Raw genomic sequence first — 21,432 nt, 5'->3', positions numbered from 1 at the left:
TCAATCGGTCCGGCCAGCTCGGGTCGGTCAGGAACTGGCCGCTCGCCTCAGCCAGGACCTCCTCGACACCGGTCAGTCCGTGCGCCTCCCCCTGCATGGACGGTCCCAGCACCGAGGCCATCTCGCGGGCGAGCTCGGCCATGCGGACGACCTCGCCGTCTCTCCGGGCCTCCCTCACCCGGCTGATGAGCGTCGCGACGCTCTCGTACCCCCGCCCCTGCACATCAGGGAGTGGACCTGTGCCGCCTGCGGAGCGGTCCACGACCGGGACCACAATGCCGCGAAGAATGTGAAAACGGCCGCCGGACTGGCGGTCGAAGCCTGTGGAGCGCAGGTAAGACCAGGCCGCGTCCTGGCACAGCGCAGCGAAGCAGGAAGCCACGGATTCTCTCCTGACCCCCGTGCCGCGTAGCGGAACAGCAACGGAAGAGAAGGCCAGAATCCTCGGGCTTCAGCCCGAGGAGCAAGTCAAGGCCGTATGGCCAGGTTCGGTTGCGGGCGTCGCCATGGTCGCGGGGCTCGGCATGCTGTGTGCCCGCCGACTGCTGACGCGGAGGATCAGGCTCAGCACCGACCGCAGTGACAAGCTGCTGTTCCCGCTGCTGTCCGCCACCGTCCTGCTCGGCATCGCCGCCACCGCCGCGCACAACGTCTTCGGCGGCGGCTACGAGTACCGCGATTCCGTCGCCGTCTGGTTCCGCGGCATCTTCACCTTCCAGCCGGAAGCGGTCAGCGGTGCCCCGTTGCTGTTCCAGCTCCACACCCTCACTGCCTGCCTCCTCTTCGCCGTCTGGCCGTTCACCCGGCTCGTCCATGTGTGGAGCGCCCCGCTCGGTTACCTCGTCCGTCCCTACCTGGTCTACCGACGCCGTGCCACGACACCGGCCCTGGAAGCGCATCCACGTCGCGCGGCCTGATCGAACCGTTGCTGTCGACGGCGCCTCGTAGCGGACCGAAGGGCCCTGTCCTAAAGGGTCGTTCGGCCGTTCGGTGGGTGCTCTCGGCCCCTGACGCGGACAACGGCAGACGACGAGCATCGCAGGTGGAAGCAGACCAACAGAGCGCGCACGGAAGGGAAGCAGGGCTATGACTCTCCACCGTCACGTGGTCGTCGGAGTAGACGGTTCGCTGGTCTCGACCCGGGCACTGGATCTCGCCGCGGACGAGGCGGCCCGTCGCGGAACTGCGTTGCGCGTGGTGTACGCCGTGCCCGACCGTGACGAAGCGGCTCCTGTCCTGTCCTCCGCCGCGTCGCGAGTTCACGAGCGACACCCTGAAGTGAGGGTCGTGCCCACAGCCGTGGAAGGGAACGCCACAAGGGTGCTCACACGCGAGAGCGCGGACGCGGCCCTCACCGTCGTGGGCACCAGGAGCCTGCCCGGTTTCGCCGGCCTCCTCGCCGGAGCCGTGAGTTCGCACCTCGCCGCGCACACGCACAGCCCACTGCTTGTCGTACGTGGCGACCGACCGTGCGATGTCGACCGCCGAGACGTGCTCCTCGGCCTGGAGAGCGACGCCCACACGGAGGCTGCCGTCTACGCGGTCCAGGAGGCGGAGCGGCGCGGCGCGCGCCTTCAGGTGCTGCATTCCTGGAAGCACCGACACACCACCCCCGAGCTGCCCTCGCCGATGCCGTCGACGAGCCCTGGACAGACACGCCAGGCTCTGCACGGCAGGGCGGAGGAGGCGGTGTCCCGCTTCGCCATGGCAGCGATACGAGAACAGCACCCCGGCGTGGAGGTCGAGAGCCGGACAGTCCGCACCTCCCCGGCACGCGCCCTGGTCGAGGCTTCCCGCGGGGCCGCCGTCGTCGTCATCGGAGTGCATCACACGGGTGGCCCTCACGGCGCTCGTCCTGGGCCGGTCGCCCACGCCCTCCTGCACCGTTCACACTGCCCTGTTCTCGTCGTCCCCACCGAGTGAGCACCCCCGCACCTCCCGATTCGGTGGCTCTGTCACTCGCAGCGCAACGACCTCTCGCTCAGCCGCCCGGGCGGGTTTCAAACCGCGCCCGGGCGGCCGTCTGCGGTGAGCAGGATGCCGGTGACCAGGTCCGGATGGATGCGGATCGCCTGGTCCATGGCCTGTTCCACCCATGGGTTCAACATGGCCTGATAGCGCGCCAGTTCACTGGAGTCGGTCACCAGATGGGCGTATCCGGTCACCACCACGCTCCAGCCCAGATGTGTGTCCGGGTGAATGTCGTCGGCCTCGTAGGCGACGACCACACCGGGACTGTCGGTCTGTCGCGCGTACGAGGTCAGGGTGGCGGCCTCGTGTGTGCGGATGACGATGTCCCCGCCGTCCATGATGTGGTTGACCGGGCGGATGGTGGGCAGCGCGTGGCGGGTGAAGACGATCCGCCCCAGGGAAACGCTGCCCAGCAGGCGCAGCGCCTCGGTGCTGTCGAGCTCGATGCGGCGGCGCGGTTCCGTCGGCGTGTGCCGGTGGTTGTTGTGGTGGACCATGGCGGGCTTCCGTTGGCGTGCGTTCGAGGTGGGGTGTTCGCCGCCCGGTCGGCGTACGGGCGGAGCGACACCGCGGGGGATCGGTGCCGCTCCTGAGTTCACTGTCTCCCGGACCACGGCGTTTTTCGTAGGGCCGATGGACCCTGGTAGGGGTCCGTGCGGCCTCATCGGCTGTCGCTGCCCTCGGTCGTGGGCAGTGCGGCCCGGCCCGCTTCCAGCCGGGCTACCGGCACCCGAAACGGGGAGCAGGACACGTAGTCCAGTCCCGCGGCGTGGAAGAAGTGGACGGAGTCGGGGTCGCCGCCGTGCTCACCGCACACGCCGATCTTCAGGTCGGGGCGGGTCGCACGACCTTCGTCGACCGCGATCCGGACCAGGCGGCCCACGCCATCGCGGTCGATGGTCTCGAAGGGGGAGGCCGGGAAGACGCCCTTGTCGAGGTAGGTGGAGAAGAAGGCCGCCTCGACGTCGTCGCGGGAGAAGCCCCAGGTGGTCTGGGTCAGGTCGTTGGTGCCGAAGGAGAAGAACTGCGCCTCCTCAGCGATCCGGCCGGCTGTGAGCGCCGCGCGGGGCAGCTCGATCATCGTGCCGACCGGGCACCGCACGGGAACCCCGGCCTCCGCGGACACCTCGGCCAGCACCCGCTCCACTTCCACGCGCTCGATCCGCAGTTCCTCCACGGCGCCGACCAGCGGCACCATGATCTCGGCCTGCGGCGAGCCACCGGCCCGTATACGGGCCACAACGGCCTCGCCGACGGCCCGCACCTGCATGGCGACCAGGCCCGGAACGACCAAGCCGAGACGCACGCCCCGCAGGCCGAGCATCGGGTTCTCCTCGTGCATCCGGTTGACCGCGTCGAGCAACTCGACCTCGTGCGCCGCCGGTTGCTCACCACGGGCCTCGGCCGCGGCGATGCGTACGGCGAGTTGAGTGCGGTCGGGCAGGAACTCGTGCAGCGGCGGATCCAGCAGTCGGATCGTGACAGGCAAGCCGTCCATCGCTTCCAGGATGCCGACGAAGTCCTGTCGCTGGAGCGGCAGAAGAGCCGCCAGCGCCCGCTCACGCTCGGCGTCGTCGCGGGCAAGGATCATCTCTTCGACCAGCTTGCGGCGCTCGCCGAGAAACATGTGCTCGGTACGGCACAGCCCGATGCCTTGGGCGCCGAACCGGCGGGCGCGCTCCGCGTCCTGGGGGGTATCGGCATTGGCACGCACCTCCAACCTCCGCACTGAGTCGGCCTGTTGAAGAGCTCCGGCCACCGCGGCCACCACCCCGTCGGACTGCTCACCCGTCTCCAGATACCGCATCGCCTCGGAGGCGACCATCGGAACCGCACCCGCGTACACGGCTCCGGCGGACCCATCCACCGAGATGACCGTGCCCTCCTCCACGACAGTCCCGTCGGAGGTGGTGAATCGCCGGGCCTCAGTGTCCACGCTGAGGCCCTCCGCCCCGCAGACACAGACCTTGCCCATACCTCGGGCGACTACGGCCGCATGGCTCGTCTTGCCGCCCCGGCTGGTCAGCACGGCCTCGGCGGCAACCATGCCGGGCAGATCGTCGGGAGTGGTCTCCTGGCGGACGAGGACCACCTTCTCACCGGCCGCGGCCCGCCTGACGGCCTCGGCGGAGTCGAACACCGCCCCACCGACCGCAGCGCCCGGGGACGCCGCGAGGCCGTGAGCGAGCGCCTCAGCGGTGGCGTCGGCGTCGAAACGCGGGAACATCAGCCGGGCCAGGCCGTCTCCACTGACCCGGGCCAGTGCCTCTTCCGAAGTGATCCGCCCTTCCTCCACCAACTGGGCGGCGATGGCGAACGCGGCCTCGGCCGTGCGCTTGCCGACCCGGGTCTGCAGCATCCACAGCGTGCCGCGCTCGATGGTGAACTCGATGTCGCAGAGGTCACGGTAGTGCCGTTCCAGGCGCTCCATGTGCTCACGCAGACGCCCGTACGCATCGGGGTCGAACCGCTCCAGCTCGGTCAGGGGCACGGTGTTACGGATACCGGCGACGACGTCCTCACCCTGCGCGTTGGCCAGGTAGTCGCCGTACAGGCCGCGCCGCCCCGTGGCCGGGTCGCGGGTGAAAGCGACGCCGCTGCCGGAGTCCGGGCCGAGATTGCCGTACACCATGCGCTGTACGGTGACGGCCGTGCCCAGGTCGTCAGGGATCTGCTCGCGTCGGCGGTAGAGGCGGGCGCGCTCGCCGTTCCAGGACCGGAACACCGCGAGGATCGCCAGCCGCAGTTGCTCGGCGGGTGACTGGGGAAACGCCTGACCCGTCTCGCCGAGGATCAACCGCTTGTAGGCCTCCACCAGGCCGGCCAGGTCGGCCGCGTCGAGGTGGAGGTCGTCAAGGGCTCCACGGTCCTGCTTGAGCAGGGTCATGGCCTCGTCGAACAGGGTGGCGTCGACGCCCATGACCGTACTCCCGAACATCTGGACGAGCCGACGGTAGGAGTCCCAGGCGAAGCGATCATTGCCGGACGTCTTGGCGAGGCCAAGGACGGACTCGTCGTTCAGGCCGATGTCCAGGACGGTCTCCATCATGCCGGGCATGGAGAACCGCGCCCCGGACCGGACGGACACCAGGAGGGGATCGTCCCGTTGCCCCAGTCGACGGCCGGCGGAATCCTCCAGCGCGGACAGGTGCCCGGAGACCTCGGCCGACATGCCCTCCGGTTCAGCACCGGTCGTGAGAAAGACCCGGCAGGCATCGGTGGTCACAGTGAAGCCGGGCGGGACCGGCAGGCCCAGCCGGGTCATCTCGGCCAGGTTCGCGCCCTTGCCGCCCAGCAGGTCCGCCATGTCCCGGCGGCCCTCGCGGAAGTCGTACACGTAACGGACCATGACGCCGCACTCCTCGGCTCGACAGGCTCGGTTCGGCATTTCGATCACGACACAGCCCCAGCGTCGAACAGAGCCGGGCCTGCCCGGCAGGTGCTGTCCGTCCTCAACGCAGGGCCGAACGGCCCCAGTGCGATCGGCGAGGGCGATGGCACGTCGCGTCATACATCCGTTCACACCAAGGGCAAGCACCTGACCGACGCCCGCCGAGTGCGAACCCGTACCGCCCCTCGCCGTCGGCCGGTAGCGTGACCCATGACCGGAGCGGCTGGTGTCAGCCCGCCCGAGGACCCGAGGAGACGCAGGTGCGAAGCCCCGAGGAGCCTCAGGAAGCCCGCGTACGGCTGCCGCAGCTGAGGCTGGACGAGCTCCTGGAGGAACTGCAGGCCCGGCTGGACGCCGCCCGGGGCACCCGGGACCGGGTGCACAGCCTGCTGGAGGCGGTCCTCTCGGTGGGGCGGGACCTGAACCTGGAGCAGGCCCTGCACAGCATCGTCGAAGCGGCCGCGGTACTGGTCGACGCCGAGTACGCGGCACTCGGGGTGATCGGGCCGGACGGCAGGCGGCTGTCGGCCTTCCACACGATCGGGGTGACCGAGCAGCAGATCGCCCGGATCGGCCCGTTCCCCGAGGGCCACGGCATCCTCGGCGAGCTGATCAGGCACCCCGAGCCGCTGCGACTGACGAAGATCTCCGAGCACCCGGCCTCGTACGGCTTCCCCTCGAACCACCCCCCGATGAACACCTTCCTCGGCGTCCCCATCCGGGTGCGCGACCAGGTCTTCGGCAACCTGTACCTCACCGAGAAACGCGGCGGGGCGCAGTTCGACGAGGAGGACGAGTCCGTCCTGTCGACCCTGGCGGTGGCCGCGGGCGTCGCCATCGACAACGCCCGTCTCTACGAGCAGTCCCGGCTGCGGGAACGCTGGCTGCGGGCCAACGCCGAGATCACGCACAACCTGTTGTCCGGGAGCGGGCGCACCGAGGTGCTCGGCCTGATCGCCGAGCGGGCCGGCGAGATCACGGGGTCGGCCCTGTCCGCGGTCGCCTTGCCCATGGAGGACACCGATTCGCTCGCCGTGGAGATCGCCGTCGGGCTGGACTCAGAGGCCCACCGGGGACTCGTACTGCCCGTGGACATGACCTTGATGGGACTCGCCTTCTCCACCGGTGCCCCGGCCGTCAGCGCGGACGTCTCCCACGATGACCGGATCTCTCCGGAGCTTCCCCGCTTCCAGGGGCTGGGCCCCGCCGTGGCCGTGCCGATCGGCACGGGCGAGGGTGTCCGGGGTGTGCTGCTGCTGGCGCGGAACTCCGGCCGACCCGAGTTCTCCCCGACGGAGACCGAGACCCTGCAGGCCTTCGCGGCACAGGCCGCCATCGCGATGGAACTCGCGGAACGACGTCAGGACGCGGAGGAGGTCGCAGTCCTCAAGGATCGCGACCGGATCGCCCGTGACCTGCACGATCTGGCGATCCAGCGGCTGTTCGCCACCGGCATGACCCTGCAGAGCGCGGGCCGCTTCATCGAGCATCCCGGGGCCTCCGAGCGCGTGGTGCGCGCGGTAGACGACCTGGACGAGACCATCAAGATCATCAGGTCCACGATCTTCGGCCTGCGCTCCCGCCAGGGCGCCGACGGAACCGGGCTGCGGGCACACGTGGTGCAGATCGCGGGCGAGGCGGCGCCGGTGCTGGGCTTCGCGCCCAGCGTGCGGATGGAAGGGCTACTCGACACCGACTTGCCGCGGGAGATCTCAGACCACGTGGTGGCCGTGCTCTCAGAGGCCCTCACCAACATCGCCCGGCACGCCCATGCCACGCGCGCCGACGTCGCCCTCACGGCCGACTCCCACCAGGTCCGTCTCACCGTGACCGACAACGGCGCCGGCATCCCGTCCGACGGCCGTCGAAGCGGGCTGCGCAATATGGCGGAGCGGGCCGAACAGCTGGGTGGGGAGCTCGAGTTGAGCCGTCCTGCTGACGGCGGCACCACACTGGTGTGGTGGGTGCCGGTGCCAACTGATCTGACAGGGCAGCGCATCTAGGTCCCTCGGCCGCCAGGAAGGGGACACTCGGCCATGTTCTGAATCCGGCGGCCAAATGGCTGTCAGAGGTCGTTCTCATCTGCGGTGTGGGGACAACTACATATTTATGCAGGGCGATGGTCTGGTACTGGTGGGGTCGATGGGCCGACTGCGGTTTTCGAATCGGATGATGCGGCGTCCGGGACGGGATCCGGCTTACGCCTGTCTCATTCCAAGACGTCCGGGTCTGTTCCGTGCTTCCGCGGGGGCCGGGTGCGCGCCCCAGTTCGGCGGTACGCCGACGTCATGACGGAACGTCGTGCGTATCCGAGTGATCTGTCCGATGCCCGCTGGGAGTTGATCGGGCCGGTGCTGTCCGCCTGGCGCTTCGAGCGCCACGGCCGGGCGCTGGACGTTGCCCGGCTGCTGCGGGCCGGACCTGGGAGTGTAAATCCAACGGCCCTGTCTCACATTCGGGATGCTGTTGGTGATCTCCGGGCGGCAGGGTGAGGTTCCGCGGGGTCTTGCTGTTGAGTTCCGGGGTGTGCTGCGCTGGTGGCGCGGGGCGGATCGAGCGGTCGAAGGGGTGGCCGCGGTGTCGATGGGTGTGGGTTCTGGGCGGTCGATTCCGGCGTTGACGGTCCGGATGGCGCGGGCGAGTAATCCGCGGGGCACGCCGGCGTTGTGGGTACGGGACCGGTTGGATGAGCTGTTCGTGGACGATGACTTCGCCGACTGGTTCCCGGCCGATGGGCGGCGGGGTCTGTCGCCGGCACGGCTGGCGATGGCGTCAGTGCTGCAGTATGCGGAGAATCTGACCGACCGGCAGGCCGCCGAGGCGGTAGGGGGTCCGCCCGATACAACCTCCCAGGACGAATTGTGCGAGCGGAACATGGCTGCCGCGCGGCAGTTCCAGCCCGCGATGGGCAGGCATCTTCGCGGGCCGCGGCAACATCGCGAGAACGTCGACGGCGAACTCCTCAGGCTCGGATCATTCGTCGCCAACGCCCGCAGAAGAGCCGCCAAGCTGAGCCCCGAACGCCGTGAGTCTCTCAACGCGTTGGGGATGCGCTGGTAGATCTCTTGCCGTGTACGGCTGAAGAGGGCTTCGAGCAGGCGAAGTACGTCGAACCTGTGCACCAATCTGGTACCGGTGCCCAAAATGCATGCGTGACGCGGGGGTTCACACGAGATGATCACCTGGTTCTGTACACCTGCTTGGCTTCTGCCTGCACTTCGGGGGACCTCATGTACCGCTTCACCCGCCACACCGGCCGTGCTCTGACCGCCGTCGCGCTGATTACCGGCATGGCATCGGCCTGTTCCGACTCGCCTACGCCGTCCAAGGCTCCCCAGTCCCAGAAGGCGGCGAGCTCCACCGCGTCACCCACAGCGCAGCCACCCTCCCCGTCCGGCCGGGAGCAGCTGAACAAGGAAGCCCGCGACCTGCTCAACATGACGGATCGCCTGGAGTCGGACGAGGAGGGCTTGGTCTCGTCCGGCACCCTCGCGGTGCCTGGAGAGAACCTGGACAAGACCATCAAGCCCGGCACCCCCCTGCGGGTGGAGGTGGCATGCGCAGGAGAGGGCACGGTCACCTTCACGGTCGCCTCAGGCGCCGCCAAGACAGCCAAGCGCGTCGACTGCACCCAGCCGATGACGAACGAGTTCGACTTCACCACGGCCGGGCCGGGCCTCACGATCCAGGCAGACTCACCCGAGGAAGACAGGGTGGGCACCGCCTACATGGTCAGCCACATCTCCTGACCGTCCCGACGGACGGCCCTGATCGCCCTGGTCTCAGCTCGCAGCCGCCTGCTACCTGTCCGAGCGAGTGGTCCCACCGTCATCCCCGACCTCGAACAGGCCGGCGATCTGCAGGGGCGCTCGGACGACCAGCCGGTCGCGTCGAAAGCGTGGAATCTCGTGCGCACCTGGGGGAACAGGGGCCGGTGCGGGCTCGGGCGGTGGAAGACGTCGACCATGTCTCCGTCTGTGCCGTCCGGCTGGCCGCTGCCCGAGCCGATGCGCGCCGTGCCGGTCAACGATCCGGCGCTGCCTGCGGGGTGGGCGGCGCAGCCGAAGTGGGATGGCTACCGTGCCCTGGCCGGCCGGTGGGCCGACGGCCATGTCGCCGTACGCAGCCGCAACAGCAGCGACTTGAGCGGGGCGTTCCCGGAGATCGAGGAGGCCGTCCGCCAGCTGCCGGACGACACGGCGGTCGACTGCGAGCTCATCGTGTGGGAGGCGGGCCGAACCAGAGCCGTACCTGCCGCGCAGGTGATCGAGGGGCGTAGCTTGTCGGGATCGCAGGTGTGGACTCTCAGCGGCAGCTGCATGCCCGGACGTCGGGATTTCGGTGGCCCGCTGCCGCCCGGGGAGTGGGGATATAGCGCCGACCCCGTCGCGCCGGCCCGCGGGCTCAGGTGAGGGCGGCCGCCAGGCAGGCGAAGGCGGCGATGATGACGGCGACGCGGACGTAGTGCCAGCGGTCCCAGCGCGTCATCTGCTCCTTCCAGTCGTCCGGCCGGCTGCCGGCGGTCCACGTCTTGACCCGGTTGTTGATCGGGACGAGCACCAGGATCGACATGAGCACGCTGACGATCAGCAGCGCGGCGGCGGTCACGACGAGGCCGGTGCCACCGTCGTCCCATCCGGCGGCGGCCCAGACCCCGACGAGGACGAGCGAGCCGATGTACCAGAACGGCATCACGGCGCCGCCCAGTCGGGCTCCGTGGACGCGGCCGCGCAGGCCGTTGTCGCCGGGGAGTGCGTTGAGGATCGGGTTGCTGAAGAAGGGGACGGAGAACTCCACCCCCACCATCACGCCGACGACCACGACGGTGACGACCTCAAGTGCATTGAGCATGACGACCCCTTTTGATATCTAGCAACGCTAGCTGATGAGGCAACGCTAGTACTGCTGCCGCTCGCTTGTCTAGCGGTGCTAGGATCGATTCATGTCGGTACAGGAACGCAAGCAGCGCGAACGGGCGGAGCGCGAGCGCCTCATCGTGGCCACGGCCCGCGAACTCGCCGAGCAGCAGGGCTGGGACGCGGTCACCACCCGGCGGCTCGCCGAACGCATCGAATACAGCCAGCCCGTCCTCTACAGCCACTTCCGCGGCAAGCGCGAGATCATCGGCGCCGTCGCTCTGCAGGGCGCTTCCGAGATGGCCGTGGCGATGCGGGCCGCGACCGTCGCCGCCGACGGCCCCCGCGCCCGGGTCACCGCGCTGGCCCGCGCCTACCTCGCCTTCGCCGAACGCCATCCGGCGGTCTACGACGCCCTGTTCCAGCTCGACGGCGGCCTGGCGTACGCGCAGGAGGACACCCCTGAACCGTTGAAGGACGCCTTCGCCGCGCTGCTGGAGTGCCTCAGCGAGGTCGCCGGGGACGGCGTGCGCCCGGAGCTGTTCACCGAGACGTTCTGGGCGTCCCTGCACGGACTGGCCACCCTGACCCGAGCCGGACGGCTCCCGCCGCAGGACACCGAGCGCAGGACGGAGCTGCTGGTGGACCGGCTCGCCACGCTCTGACGCACCGTCCCGGACGGCACACGGCCGGCGTCCTCGGGCCCCGCCGCCTGCCTGCGGCATCGCTTCCGGTCACTCGCGCCCACACGGCGCAACCACAGATCGCCGGCCCCGTACCCCCGACGGGGCACCCAGCCCGGAAGCCGCGGTACTCATTGATCACGACTCCATACGCGCCCTAGTTCGAGGTGCGTGCTGCGTGCTTCAGCCGTCGACGCAGTGCGCGGCGTCGGACGGCGATGCTGGGCGAGGCCTCCAGTCCAGCCGAGATACGCGTCAAGGGGGCAACGAGTAGATCCTGATGCGGCTTTACGCGTGGTCAGCACAGAGTGACGCCGCAGTAAATGCGCACATCTCGCCCTGGAAGCCGGAATGGTCCGCCGCAGGTCGCGACGATCACGGCCAGGGCTCCGTCGCAGTAAATCCGGTATTTACTGCGGCAGTTGCGAACGCGTTTCCGCGATCGAGCATCCGCCCGCATGCGGTTCTGCTGTGCGGACTTGAGGGGAGGGGACTGTCAGTGCCCGGCGCCAGCACGCTTACCCGGGCCATGCCCCAGGTCCTCCATCACAGGCAGGCACTCGGCGAGCAGGTCGACGACGTCGCGCCAGGCTCGCTGCGCGTGCTGCGGGTGGTAGCCGACGCCGGGGACCGTGGGGTGGTCGACCGGCGGGTGGTGGAAGGCGTGCAAGGCGCCGCCGTAGACCGTGAGGCGCCAGTCGACGCCCGCGGCCTGCATCTCGGCGGTGAACGCGTTCCGTTGCGCGGGCGGCATGATCGGGTCTTCCGACCCGACCCCGGCCCACACCGGGCAGCGAATGCGCGCTGCTTCGCCCGGTCGGCCCGTGGTAGTTGCGTTGACTGTGCCGATCGCGCGCAGGTCGACGCCGTCGCGCCCGAGTTCCAGCCCGACGGCGCCCCCGGTGCCGTAGCCGACGGCGGCGATCCGGTCGGGGTCGGTCCGCGGTTCGGCGCGCAACACGTCGAGCGCTGCATGGCCGATGCCCCGCATCCGGTCGGGATCAGAGAGCAGCGGCAGGCAACGGGCCAGCATCTCCTCGGGGTCGCTCAAATAGCGCCCGCCGTGGAGGTCGAAGGCCAGCGCTATGTATCCCAGTTCGGCGAGAGCATCGGCCCGGCGACGCTCGACGTCACTGAGCCCCGTGCCCTCTGGTCCGAGCAGCACGGCGGGCCGGCGGTCGACACCGGCCGGGAGCGCGAGGTGCCCGATCATCGTCAGACCGTCGGCCGGGTACTCGACCGTACGCGTCGTAATCGTCGTCATGAGACGGGACTGTAGTGATCGTCGAGCCCGGTCCGGCCGCTGTTCTGCCGCCGGCAGAACAGCGCGGTGTCCCTCTGAAATACGGGACGGGCCCGGCACTCAGGGCTTCAAGATCATCCCGTTGCCCCTTTGGCGCGTATTCCAGTTTTTCACACCCCCAGTAGCCAACTACAGATCCGCAATCCAGGGATGCCTCGGGTGTCGAGCAGGTAGTTGCCGGTGGCCGGATCGCGGAGCCACGTCTGATGTACGGCGGCCAGCACCTCCGGTGTGGCGTCCTCCCAGATCCGGCCGCTGCCTGCCGCGTCGAAGACGTATCCGGGGAAGTGGTGGTTGACCTCGGGAAAGCTCGCGGCCGGAATCGCGATCTCGATGTCCCCATGAGCGCGCGTCTGCCTGCCGCGGAACAGGTCCAGCGCCCAGCCCGCGGCCACGTACCAGGGCGTGCCGATCCCGGCCAACTGCTGCGCGACCTCACTCGGGGTCCAGCAGGAAGACCACCTGGCGTGGAGGGCTTCGATCTCGCTGGGTGACAGTTCGATGCCGCCGCCGGGCAGTTGCTCGCTCACCGCGGGAATCTATCAGCGGTCTCGAAGAGAGCCCCAGACCACAATCGATGAACCAGGCCAGCGGAAGGGGGAGCCCCAGACGGTGCATGCCCCTAACCTGTGCGCGATACAGCCGAGAACACCGGCCAACACGCGAGTCCGCCTTTGTGCTCTTCGGTGTGATCGTCTGGATCTTCGGCACCCGCCTACACGAGCGGCGTCGCGAACGCGGGTTCCGTCTGGTCATGCACGCGTGGCTGGTGGCTCGTCCTCGCAGGCACCGGATTCGTTTGGGCACTGGTGCATGCCGTCGAGAATGCCTGACGTTGTTACGTGAGGTCGGTGGAGTCTTATTGACTTTGTCCAGGGCGAGGCGGGCCCCTGGGGCTCAGGCCTCGTCTTCGTTGAGGCCGAACCCGTCCGGGACCTCCAGCAGGGCATCGCGCCATGGTCCCTCGGGTTCTTTCATGGCCGCGTCGCGAAAGAGGTCTGCGAGTCGCTGTCGATCCTCTGCACCGAGACGGTCAAAGAGATAAAAGCGGGCGGCGGCGCGGTCTGCGTCCGGAGCGGCCCGGTGCGCGACCCGTCCCGCTCCCCACATGTTTGATACCTTTCACCGGACACGCAAATCGATCGGATGTTCGTTTACTGGGACCTCTGAGACGTCCGTTGTCGGCAGTAGACGCTCACGTCCTCCGACGTGCGGCGTGCCACACAATCGGACCGGGTGAAAGCTCATGGCAGGAACCGACCACGAAAAGGCGCTGGACACCGCGCTCGCACAGATCGAACGGAAATTTGGCAGGGGCGCGGTCATGCGTCTCGGCGAGCGGCCCAATGAGCCCATCGAGGTGATCCCTACAGGATCGACCGCGCTGGACGTGGCGCTCGGCGTGGGCGGTCTGCCCCGCGGCCGTGTGGTGGAGGTATACGGGCCGGAGTCCTCCGGCAAGACGACCCTGACGTTGCACGCAGTAGCGAACGCACAGAAGGCCGGCGGCTCGGTGGCCTTCATCGACGCCGAGCACGCACTCGACCCCGAGTACGCCAAGAAGCTCGGCGTCGACACCGACAATCTCATCCTGTCCCAGCCGGACAACGGTGAACAGGCGCTGGAGATCGTCGACATCCTGATCCGCTCCGGCGCGATCGACTTGATCGTGATCGACTCCGTCGCGGCCCTGGTGCCACGCGCCGAGATCGAGGGCGAGATGGGCGACTCCCACATGGGTCTGCAGGCCCGTCTGATGAGCCAGGCGCTGCGGAAGATCACCGGCGCGCTGAGCCAGTCCAAGACCACCGCGATCTTCATCAACCAGCTCCGCGAGAAGATCGGCGTGATGTTCGGCTCCCCGGAGACCACGACCGGTGGCCGGGCGCTGAAGTTCTACGCCTCGGTGCGACTCGACATCCGCCGTATCGAGACCCTGAAGGACGGCACGGACGCGGTCGGCAACCGCACCCGCGTCAAGGTCGTCAAGAACAAGGTCGCGCCGCCCTTCAAGCAGGCCGAGTTCGACATCCTCTACGGGCACGGCATCAGCCGCGAGGGCGGCTTGATCGACATGGGCGTGGAGCACGGCTTCGTCCGCAAGGCCGGCGCCTGGTACACGTACGAGGGCGACCAGCTCGGCCAGGGCAAGGAGAACGCCCGCAACTTCCTCAAGGACAACCCCGACCTCGCCAACGAGATCGAGAAGAAGATCCTCGAGAAGCTCGGAATCGGGGCACCGGCGAAGGCCGCAGTCGCCGAGGACACGGGCGCCGTCCCGGTCCCTGGTGCCGCCCGGACCTCGGCGGGAAACGCCGCCTGACAGGCACGGGCGCGGCCTGGCCGGGGGCAGGCTTCCGGCATGTTCAGCATCTCGGCGTGCTCCACGGCCCAGATCCGCTCGCGTCCCTGTTCCGTGCCGAGAACCTGCTCATGCGCGTCCGGGCGATACCAGCCCATAGGCGAGGCGCAGAGGACACCGCGCTCGGCAAGGAATCGATGACCGCGTCAGGATCCGGCTGGTCGGGAGCGGCCGGATGGGTCGGGGATGCCGGGTACTTCGGGCATGGCTCTCTCCTCGCGGGGTCGGCTGGAGGCACAGGTGACTGGGGAGCACAGGGAGTTGTGCATCCCGCGCGAGCGGAGGTGTTCCGTCGCGCAAGATCCGGACCATTCCCGGACCAAGTTGGCGGCAATCACCGACAGCACTCTCGTTTTCGCAGATCAACGCAGCCGCCACGGGTGTACCAGCAGCAGACCCAGAACCTGCCGGTAGGCGGCCTCTCTAGCCCGTGGGGGTAGGGCGAGCAGCGGACTCCTTGCCGTCGTGAGTAGCCTCTCCGAGCAAGAATGCGGCCTGTTTGCTGATCGGAACGGTGCGAGGCGGACCCTTCACGGGAGCAACTTGGGCGGAGTGTTTGGAAGGCGCCTGGTAATCAACGGCTGGCTGGCCCGCGCGCACGTCGCAGGGCAGGCCGCCACACAGTCCGTCGACCTGCCCCAGGACCGGTTGGCAGAACAGCCCGCCCGGCTGGCCGAGCACTGGGAGCCCCGCTGCGGCCGGATGCCCGGCATCCGGGCCCGAACAAGTGGCGGCACGGCGATGAACCCATCCACCGCCCCGACCACTACCCACTACCCGCGGCCCGCGGCCCGCGGAGGAACGGCAGGTCGTCCGCCACAAGTCCTTCACCCCGCATGGAAACACCGCACGAGGCGGTCTTTGAGATGGAGTCGATGGACTACGGCTTCCGTCTGTTCACCGACGCCGATTCCGGTGAGGACAGCGTGCTCTGCTCCGCACGGGGTTGTCCCGGGCCCGGTCACACAGGTCGCCCCTCCGACACGGCCCGCACCTGTCCAGCGGGTCCAGGCCGCCTCGAGGGCCGGGCAGAAGTCCCCACGAGCGAGCTGCCTGGATCCGGCGTCCGTCGAGTGGCCACTGTGGATCGAACGGAGGGAGGCTGGTAGCAGGCGATTACGTACCCCGACAGCGGTTTTCGATCTCCGAGAAGGCCGCAAACAGGCGGGGTGACCAGCGGATGGGAGTAAGCCCATGAAGGTCGGAGTACTGACCGGCGGCGGTGACTGTCCCGGCCTCAACGCCGTGATCCGCAGTGTCGTCCGCAAAGGCGTCCAGGAATACGCCTTCGACTTCGTCGGCGTACGGGACGGCTGGCTCGGTTTGCTCCAGGGTGATGTCATGCCGCTGGACATCTCCAGCGTGCGGGGGATTCTCCCCCTCGGCGGAACCATCCTCGGCTCCTCCCGCACCAACCCGTTCAAGCACGAGGACGGGCTGCGACGCGTGCAGGACACCCTTGCCACGCACGACGTGGACGCGCTCGTCGTGATCGGCGGCGAGGACACGCTCGGTGTGGCCACCGAGCTGAGCCGGCAGGGGATCCACCTGGTCGGCGTGCCGAAGACCATCGACAACGACGTCTCCGGCACCGACTACACCTTCGGCTTCAACACAGCCGTCGGTATCGCGACCGAGGCCATCGACCGTCTGCACACCACTGCCGAGTCACACATGCGCGCCCTGGTGGTGGAGGTGATGGGGCGGCACTCCGGGTGGATCGCCCTGCACGCCGGCATCGCGGGCGGCGCTAACGTGATCCTCATCCCGGAGCGACCGTTCGACATCGATCAGGTCTGTGATCAGGTGAAGAGCCGATTCAAGATCAACTATGCGCCGATCGTCGCCGTAGCCGAAGGGGCCGTCCCCAAAGAGGGGCAGATGATCCTCAAGGATCGGTCGCTGGACGAGTTCGGCCATGTGCGGCTGTCCGGCATCGGTGAGTGGCTGGCCCAGGAGATCTCGGAACGCACCGGCAAGGATGCCCGCACCACGGTGCTGGGTCACATCCAGCGAGGGGGCACCCCGAGCGCATTCGACCGGTGGCTGGCCACGCGCTTCGGGCTGCACGCCATCGACGCGGTCAAGGACGGTGACTTCGGCGTCATGGTCGCCCTGCAGGGCACCCGGATCGTCCGCGTCCCCCTCGCCGATGCCACGGCGCAGACCAAGCTGGTCGATCCGTCGCTGTACGACGAGTTCGAGGTGTTCTTCGGCTGACCGGCCCCGGCGCTCACCGGATCGCTGTCGGTCCTGCCGATCCGCCGCCAGCCCTCTGGGCGGCCGTTATCCGGCGTGCGGTACGACCGCCACCGGGCAGTCGGCGTGGTGTAGTACGGCGTGCGTGACCGGGCCCAGTCGGCCTTCGGCCGCCTGCGGGTCGGTGCGGCGGCCCACGACGAGCAGGGCCGCATCCCCGGATGCGTTCAAGAGCGCTTCCGCGGGGTGGAGCAGCACGACATCGGTGCGGACCGTCACACGGGGGTACTTCTCCTGCCAAACGCGCAGCGCGTCGGAGAGCTGCAAGACCTCCTGGTCCTCCCACGTGGCGCGGTCCTCCCCGGTCACCACCAGCGTCCGCGGAGAGACGGCCTCGGCAGGAAAGGCCCATGCCTGGACCACCCGCAGAGGTGCTCCGCGTGCCGCAGCGGCCGAGAACGCGAAGTCCGCCACCTCACCGACCGGGCGATGCGCGTCGAACCCCACCACGACCCGGGCAGCGCCGCGCGCCGCATGCACCCCTTCTCTGAAGGCGCCGGGCCGCTGGGGGACCAACACGACAGGACATGGGGCTGCTGCCGCCATCCGCAGGGCCACCGAGCCGACCGCGAGCCCGTCGAAACCGCCTGTCCCCCGTGTGCCGACGACGAGGAGCCCGGCAGCGCGGGCCGCGACGAGGAGAGCCGCGGCGGGGGCGTCATCGGCCTGCTCGCCCCGCACCTCGACATCCGGGTAGCGGTCGCCGAGGTCTGCTACCACGCGTTCGAGCATCTGCGCACCCATGTAATGCAGCCTGTCCAGGGCCGGACCCGGCACGGTGGCGGGGCCAGGAAGCCGCGGGAAGGCATGGAACAGGCGCAGCGGAACGCCGCGCAGCGCGGCCTCCCTCGCCGCCCAGTCGGCTGCCGCCGAACTGCGTTCGGACCCGTCGATGCCCGCCAGCACAGGGTGACTCATCGTGTCCTCCTTCGCCCGGTGCACCTCCGCGGGCGTCACACGGCTCGTGTCTCCTCCTCTCCACTGTTCCACGGCAGGATCGCTCAGGCGCCCGGACCCGATGCGGGTTCCACGCAGGTCTTGGCGGCGCGCATCGCAGCCACATCCGTTCAGGGTCCGCAGGACGGCTCACGCGTGGTGTCCCGTTCGGCGGCAGCCCGCTGGCCGTCGGTGGCGCCGACGAACACGATGGACCTGTTGGGCCCACGCTCACGTCAGCCGCTCACCGGTCGCCGCCGACGAGCCGGACAAACACCGACACCCGGAGACTGCCGCCATGGAAATGCCCGTCGTGACCGAGTGCGCGGTCGAGGACTGTGCCTACAACCGGGACCGCGCCTGTCACGCTCTGGCCATCACCGTGGGCGACATCCTGCACGCACACTGCGACACCTTCTTCACCTCCCCGGCCAAGGGCGGCGACCGGTCCGCCACCGGCCGGGTCGGCGCCTGCAAGATGTCCGACTGCCGGCACAACATCGACTTCGAATGCCGCGCCCCCGGCATCGCCGTGGGCTACCAGCAGACCGAGGTCGACTGTCTGACCTACACACCCGCCTGAGCCCCATGGGCACCACTACCGGGCAAGACCGCTGGTGCTCCCGGCGGGGAGGGGGCATTGGCCCGGGGCATGGATGATCACGGCTGTGCCCGCGTCGCCGCTGAAGCCGTCAAGACGCCGAACAGGCGTGCACGTACGGACGTACATGGGGCCGGCGGTTACGGGAAGCCGGGCCTCACTCCTCGGCAATCCGCGGGCCTCGCCCCTCGGCAATTCGAACGACCGGAGAGGCGAGCCTATGACCGACATCCAAGCCTTGCTAGGCGACGAGGCCAAGTACCTGCTGGCTCATGCCGCCCAAGGAATTCCCAAGGAAGACCTGGTACTGCCGGGCCATGACTTCGTCGACCGGACCGTGGCCGCAACCGACCGCTCGCCCCGGGTGCTGCGCAACCTGCAGTCCCTCTTCGACCACGGCCGTCTGGCCGGCACGGGGTACGTGTCGATCCTCCCGGTCGATCAGGGCATCGAGCACTCCGCGGCGTCGGCGTTCGCCGCGAACCCCCGCTACCTCGACCCACGGAACATCGTCGAACTCGCCATCGAGGGCGGCTGCAACGCGGTCGCGAGCACACTCGGCGTGCTGGGGGCCGTGTCGCGGCGCTACGCGCACAAGATCCCGTTCATCGTGAAGCTCAATCACAACGAGCTGCTGACCTATCCGAACCATTACGACCAGATCATGTTCGGCAATGTCGAGCAGTGCTTCGAACTCGGTGCGGCCGGTGTCGGCGCCACGGTCTACTTCGGTTCGGAGCAGTCGGACCGCCAGTTGCAGGAAGCCAGCGAAGTCTTCGCGCGGGCCCATGAACTGGGCATGTTCACCGTACTGTGGTGCTACCTGCGCAACCCGGCGTTCAAGAAGGACGGCGTGGACTACTCGGTGTCGGCCGACCTCACCGGGCAAGCCAACCACCTCGGCGTGACCATCCAGGCCGACATCGTCAAGCAGAAGCAGCCGGAGAACAACGGCGGCTACACCGCACTGGACTTCGGCAGAACCGACAAGCTCCTGTACGACAGGCTCACCACCGATCACCCGATCGACCTCACCCGCTGGCAGGTGGCCAACTGCTACATGGGCAGGGTCGGGCTCATCAACAGCGGCGGTGCTTCGGCCGGCAAAGGGGACCTCGCGCAGGCCGTACGGACGGCAGTGATCAACAAGCGGGCCGGCGGCACCGGGCTCATCACCGGCCGCAAAGCCTTCCAGCGGCCCACCGACGAGGGCATCGAACTCCTCCACGCCGTCCAGGACGTCTACCTCGACGACAGCATCACTGTGGCCTGACCAGGTCCCAGTCTCCCCGGCTTCCTCCGAGGTCACAGCTCGGCGCGGCCGCCTGCCCCTGTGCGTGCGCGGATCATCAGCCACCGGTTTTCTGCCATGGCGTCGCGATGGCACCGTACCTCGTCCACAGGAATGGCGGCCGTGCCGGCCGTCGCCACGCCCGCCGCGGTCATCGCTATGTCCGCGTCCGCGCAGTTGCGCCAGCCTGCACCGGCCACAAATACGTCTCGACGTGATGCTCCGCACGACCTCTCTCGCCGCCCGGGGCCCCATTACGCTCTCGCCGCGAACCAACCCCGGGGATCTCACCGCGCTGTGCGGCGGACAGGCACCCGTCATCAAGATCTGACACAGCTCCCTTGTCGATCGCGTCCCCCACCATGCTCCGCGCCGTCTGGCGAGCAACGCGTGCCGTCCGGGGGCGTGTCATCGGTGGCGAGTACCGACAACCCATCGCCGGTGCAGCACCGTCTGGAGACCTTAAAAGTTACGTGGAATCAGCCTGGGTGATCCTGTAGCCCGGCTTCGTCCACGAACCTGGGGAACGGCTTGACCAACGCATCGACACTCGTAGCCAGGTGGCCGGTACTGGCACGGCATGAGCATGCAGAGACCTGGTTGCAGGCGTGGCAGGACCTCGCTCGTGCACCGCGAACCTTGGACGCCAATAGGCCCCGGCCTCCCGCCAGGACGGGCTGACTGACCGGAACCTGATCGAGTATGAAGGCGGCCGCGACGACACGGTGGCCGTCGTACCGCGAGCTTCAGTCAGTTCTCCGTCAGCTGACGAAGCGGCTCGGGCCCTCCACCCGCTCGGGACAGACCCAGCTCTCCGCCCAACCGGTGAGCAGTTCACTGGCCCACGGCCGCCCGAAGGTGCGTGCGAGGTCCCGCGGTGTTGGAATTGAAGGCGGAAATGAGCACGATCGGCGGGGCGCGCCTGTCGCGCCGACGGAGGCAGCAGGCCACCAGGCAAGGAGTTCGGTATGAACGTCGACGCATTGCCCGAGGTGGGACCTGTCGATTACCTGATCCTGGAATTCCCCGGTAATCGCATGACCGGCGAAGGCCTGCCGCTCCTACTCGACCTCGTCGATCGGCACATCATCCGTGTCCTCGACCTGTCCTTCGTCCGCAAGGACGAGGACGGCTCGATCAGAGCGCTCCAGCTCACCGACATGGACGGCGACGGGGAACTCGACCTGGCCGTGTTCGAAGGCGCCTCTTCGGGCCTGCTCGGCGAGGACGACCTCCAGGAGGCCGCCGCCGTCCTCGAACCCGGCAACTCCGCGGGCGTCATCGTGTACGAGAACGTGTGGGCGGCGCCGCTGGCAGCGGCCCTGCGGCGCGGCGGAGCCAGAATGGTGGCCAACGGCAGGATCCCGGTCGAGGACCTCCTGGCGACTCTGGAAGCCACCGAGGCCCGGTCCGCCTCCTAACGGCCCACGCCCGCCCGACGACAAGGACACCTGTCATGCCTGGTCTGCTCCGCGGGGTCGCCCGCACCGCCGTCATCTCCGGTACCGCCACCGCCGTCTCCAACCGGGTGTCACGACGCCAGGCCGGCCGATGGGCGCAGCAGGACTACGGGCAGCCTGCCGCTGCAGCGCCGGCCTCCAGCGCTCCGGCACCCGCACCCGAGCCGGCGGCCGCGGCGTCGATGGACACGAAGATCTCTCAGTTGAAGGAGCTCGCTCAGCTCAAGGAGCAAGGGGTGCTCTCCGATGCTGAGTTCGCAGCCCAGAAGAGCCGCATCCTCGCACTCTGAACCGGACGAACCTCCTCGGCGTCCGATCG

At 68.8% G+C, this 21,432-nt stretch carries 19 protein-coding genes and 3 pseudogenes; 16 read left to right on the top strand and 6 right to left on the bottom strand.

All coding sequences use genetic code 11. The features are described 5' to 3' along the window. The first annotated feature begins 79 nt into the window (after positions 1-79). From OHU89_RS49310 to OHU89_RS49300, 3 genes and pseudogenes are all read left to right on the top strand, one after another. Positions 80-412 (top strand): zinc ribbon domain-containing protein, encoded by a 333-nt coding sequence (locus OHU89_RS49310; RefSeq protein WP_405653081.1) that lies wholly within the window; start codon positions 80-82, stop codon positions 410-412. Between the two features lie 61 nt (positions 413-473). Then, positions 474-917: pseudogene (narI, locus tag OHU89_RS49305) on the top strand (respiratory nitrate reductase subunit gamma); the annotation flags it as partial. Positions 918-1,086: 169 nt separating this feature from the next. Next, on the top strand, positions 1,087-1,923 hold the full coding sequence (locus OHU89_RS49300) for a universal stress protein (protein WP_405653077.1): 837 nt from the start codon (positions 1,087-1,089) through the stop codon (positions 1,921-1,923). A 77-nt stretch (positions 1,924-2,000) separates the two neighbouring features. Here OHU89_RS49300 and OHU89_RS49295 read toward each other — a convergent pair whose 3' ends face one another. Both OHU89_RS49295 and ppdK read right to left on the bottom strand, forming a co-directional pair. Continuing rightward, entirely contained in the window at positions 2,001-2,468 is a 468-nt protein-coding gene (locus tag OHU89_RS49295) for a pyridoxamine 5'-phosphate oxidase family protein (RefSeq protein WP_405653075.1), read from the bottom strand. A gap of 164 nt (positions 2,469-2,632) precedes the next feature. Further along, positions 2,633-5,320: a pyruvate, phosphate dikinase gene (gene ppdK, locus OHU89_RS49290; RefSeq protein ID WP_405653072.1), complete on the bottom strand. Its 2,688-nt coding sequence runs from the start codon at positions 5,318-5,320 to the stop codon at positions 2,633-2,635. 302 nt (positions 5,321-5,622) lie between these two features. Between ppdK and OHU89_RS49285 the strand changes: the two genes are divergently transcribed. The 5 genes and pseudogenes from OHU89_RS49285 to OHU89_RS49265 all read left to right on the top strand — a co-directional run bounded on the left by OHU89_RS49285 (position 5,623) and on the right by OHU89_RS49265 (position 9,774). After that, positions 5,623-7,365 carry a GAF domain-containing protein gene (locus tag OHU89_RS49285; RefSeq protein ID WP_405653069.1) on the top strand — a complete coding sequence of 581 codons (1,743 nt, stop codon included), beginning with the start codon at positions 5,623-5,625 and terminating at the stop codon, positions 7,363-7,365. Between the two features lie 285 nt (positions 7,366-7,650). Then, positions 7,651-7,740: pseudogene (locus OHU89_RS49280) on the top strand (IS5/IS1182 family transposase); the annotation flags it as partial. An 82-nt stretch (positions 7,741-7,822) separates the two neighbouring features. Then, the gene (locus OHU89_RS49275; protein ID WP_405653066.1) at positions 7,823-8,422 is read left to right on the top strand and encodes a Helicase associated domain protein; all 600 of its coding nucleotides are present in this window, start codon (positions 7,823-7,825) and stop codon (positions 8,420-8,422) included. A gap of 170 nt (positions 8,423-8,592) precedes the next feature. Then, on the top strand, positions 8,593-9,111 hold the full coding sequence (locus OHU89_RS49270; RefSeq protein WP_405653063.1) for a hypothetical protein: 519 nt from the start codon (positions 8,593-8,595) through the stop codon (positions 9,109-9,111). A 216-nt stretch (positions 9,112-9,327) separates the two neighbouring features. Beyond that, entirely contained in the window at positions 9,328-9,774 is a 447-nt protein-coding gene (locus OHU89_RS49265) for a hypothetical protein (RefSeq protein WP_405653060.1), read from the top strand. Here OHU89_RS49265 and OHU89_RS49260 read toward each other — a convergent pair. Next, positions 9,767-10,213: an anthrone oxygenase family protein gene (locus OHU89_RS49260; RefSeq protein WP_405653058.1), complete on the bottom strand. Its 447-nt coding sequence runs from the start codon at positions 10,211-10,213 to the stop codon at positions 9,767-9,769. The genes OHU89_RS49265 and OHU89_RS49260 overlap by 8 nt on opposite strands. A gap of 91 nt (positions 10,214-10,304) precedes the next feature. Here OHU89_RS49260 and OHU89_RS49255 point away from each other — a divergent pair, with 91 nt between their 5' ends. Continuing rightward, positions 10,305-10,883, top strand: coding sequence for a TetR/AcrR family transcriptional regulator (locus OHU89_RS49255; protein ID WP_405653056.1), 579 nt, complete (start codon positions 10,305-10,307; stop codon positions 10,881-10,883). 514 nt (positions 10,884-11,397) lie between these two features. On the opposite strand, the gene OHU89_RS49250 is transcribed toward OHU89_RS49255, so the two are convergent. Together OHU89_RS49250 and OHU89_RS49245 are read right to left on the bottom strand one after the other, a co-directional pair. After that, positions 11,398-12,165 (bottom strand): dienelactone hydrolase family protein, encoded by a 768-nt coding sequence (locus OHU89_RS49250; RefSeq protein WP_405653054.1) that lies wholly within the window; start codon positions 12,163-12,165, stop codon positions 11,398-11,400. A 200-nt stretch (positions 12,166-12,365) separates the two neighbouring features. Next, a pseudogene (locus OHU89_RS49245) lies at positions 12,366-12,734 on the bottom strand (nucleotidyltransferase domain-containing protein); the annotation flags it as partial. 716 nt (positions 12,735-13,450) lie between these two features. Between OHU89_RS49245 and recA the strand changes: the two are divergent. From recA to OHU89_RS49230, 3 genes are all read left to right on the top strand, one after another. Continuing rightward, complete coding sequence (recA, locus tag OHU89_RS49240) at positions 13,451-14,527, top strand: recombinase RecA (protein ID WP_405653052.1); 1,077 nt, start codon at positions 13,451-13,453, stop codon at positions 14,525-14,527. Positions 14,528-15,402: 875 nt separating this feature from the next. After that, positions 15,403-15,675, top strand: a complete 273-nt coding sequence (locus OHU89_RS49235; RefSeq protein WP_405653050.1) for a sigma 54 modulation/S30EA ribosomal C-terminal domain-containing protein — start codon at positions 15,403-15,405, stop codon at positions 15,673-15,675. A gap of 85 nt (positions 15,676-15,760) precedes the next feature. Then, a complete protein-coding gene (locus OHU89_RS49230) occupies positions 15,761-16,786 on the top strand; it encodes a 6-phosphofructokinase (RefSeq protein WP_405653048.1) in 1,026 nt (341 codons plus the stop codon). A gap of 66 nt (positions 16,787-16,852) precedes the next feature. Here OHU89_RS49230 and OHU89_RS49225 read toward each other — a convergent pair whose 3' ends face one another. After that, complete coding sequence (locus OHU89_RS49225; protein WP_405653046.1) at positions 16,853-17,743, bottom strand: universal stress protein; 891 nt, start codon at positions 17,741-17,743, stop codon at positions 16,853-16,855. Between the two features lie 316 nt (positions 17,744-18,059). Here OHU89_RS49225 and OHU89_RS49220 point away from each other — a divergent pair, with 316 nt between their 5' ends. The 4 genes from OHU89_RS49220 (at position 18,060) to OHU89_RS49205 (ending at position 21,403) form a co-directional block, all read left to right on the top strand. After that, the gene (locus OHU89_RS49220; protein ID WP_405653044.1) at positions 18,060-18,344 is read left to right on the top strand and encodes a DUF1540 domain-containing protein; all 285 of its coding nucleotides are present in this window, start codon (positions 18,060-18,062) and stop codon (positions 18,342-18,344) included. 238 nt (positions 18,345-18,582) lie between these two features. After that, positions 18,583-19,635, top strand: a complete 1,053-nt coding sequence (locus OHU89_RS49215) for a class I fructose-bisphosphate aldolase (RefSeq protein WP_405653041.1) — start codon at positions 18,583-18,585, stop codon at positions 19,633-19,635. Between the two features lie 986 nt (positions 19,636-20,621). After that, positions 20,622-21,074, top strand: coding sequence for a DUF6325 family protein (locus OHU89_RS49210; RefSeq protein ID WP_405653039.1), 453 nt, complete (start codon positions 20,622-20,624; stop codon positions 21,072-21,074). 35 nt (positions 21,075-21,109) lie between these two features. Then, positions 21,110-21,403 (top strand): SHOCT domain-containing protein, encoded by a 294-nt coding sequence (locus OHU89_RS49205; protein WP_405653037.1) that lies wholly within the window; start codon positions 21,110-21,112, stop codon positions 21,401-21,403. Positions 21,404-21,432 lie beyond the last annotated feature (29 nt).

This window comes from Streptomyces sp. NBC_00019, from assembly GCF_045041015.1.
Taxonomy (GTDB): Bacteria; Actinomycetota; Actinomycetes; order Streptomycetales; family Streptomycetaceae; genus Streptomyces.
Note: the sequence above shows the minus strand (reverse complement) of the source record. Positions and strands in the feature narration are given on the sequence as shown.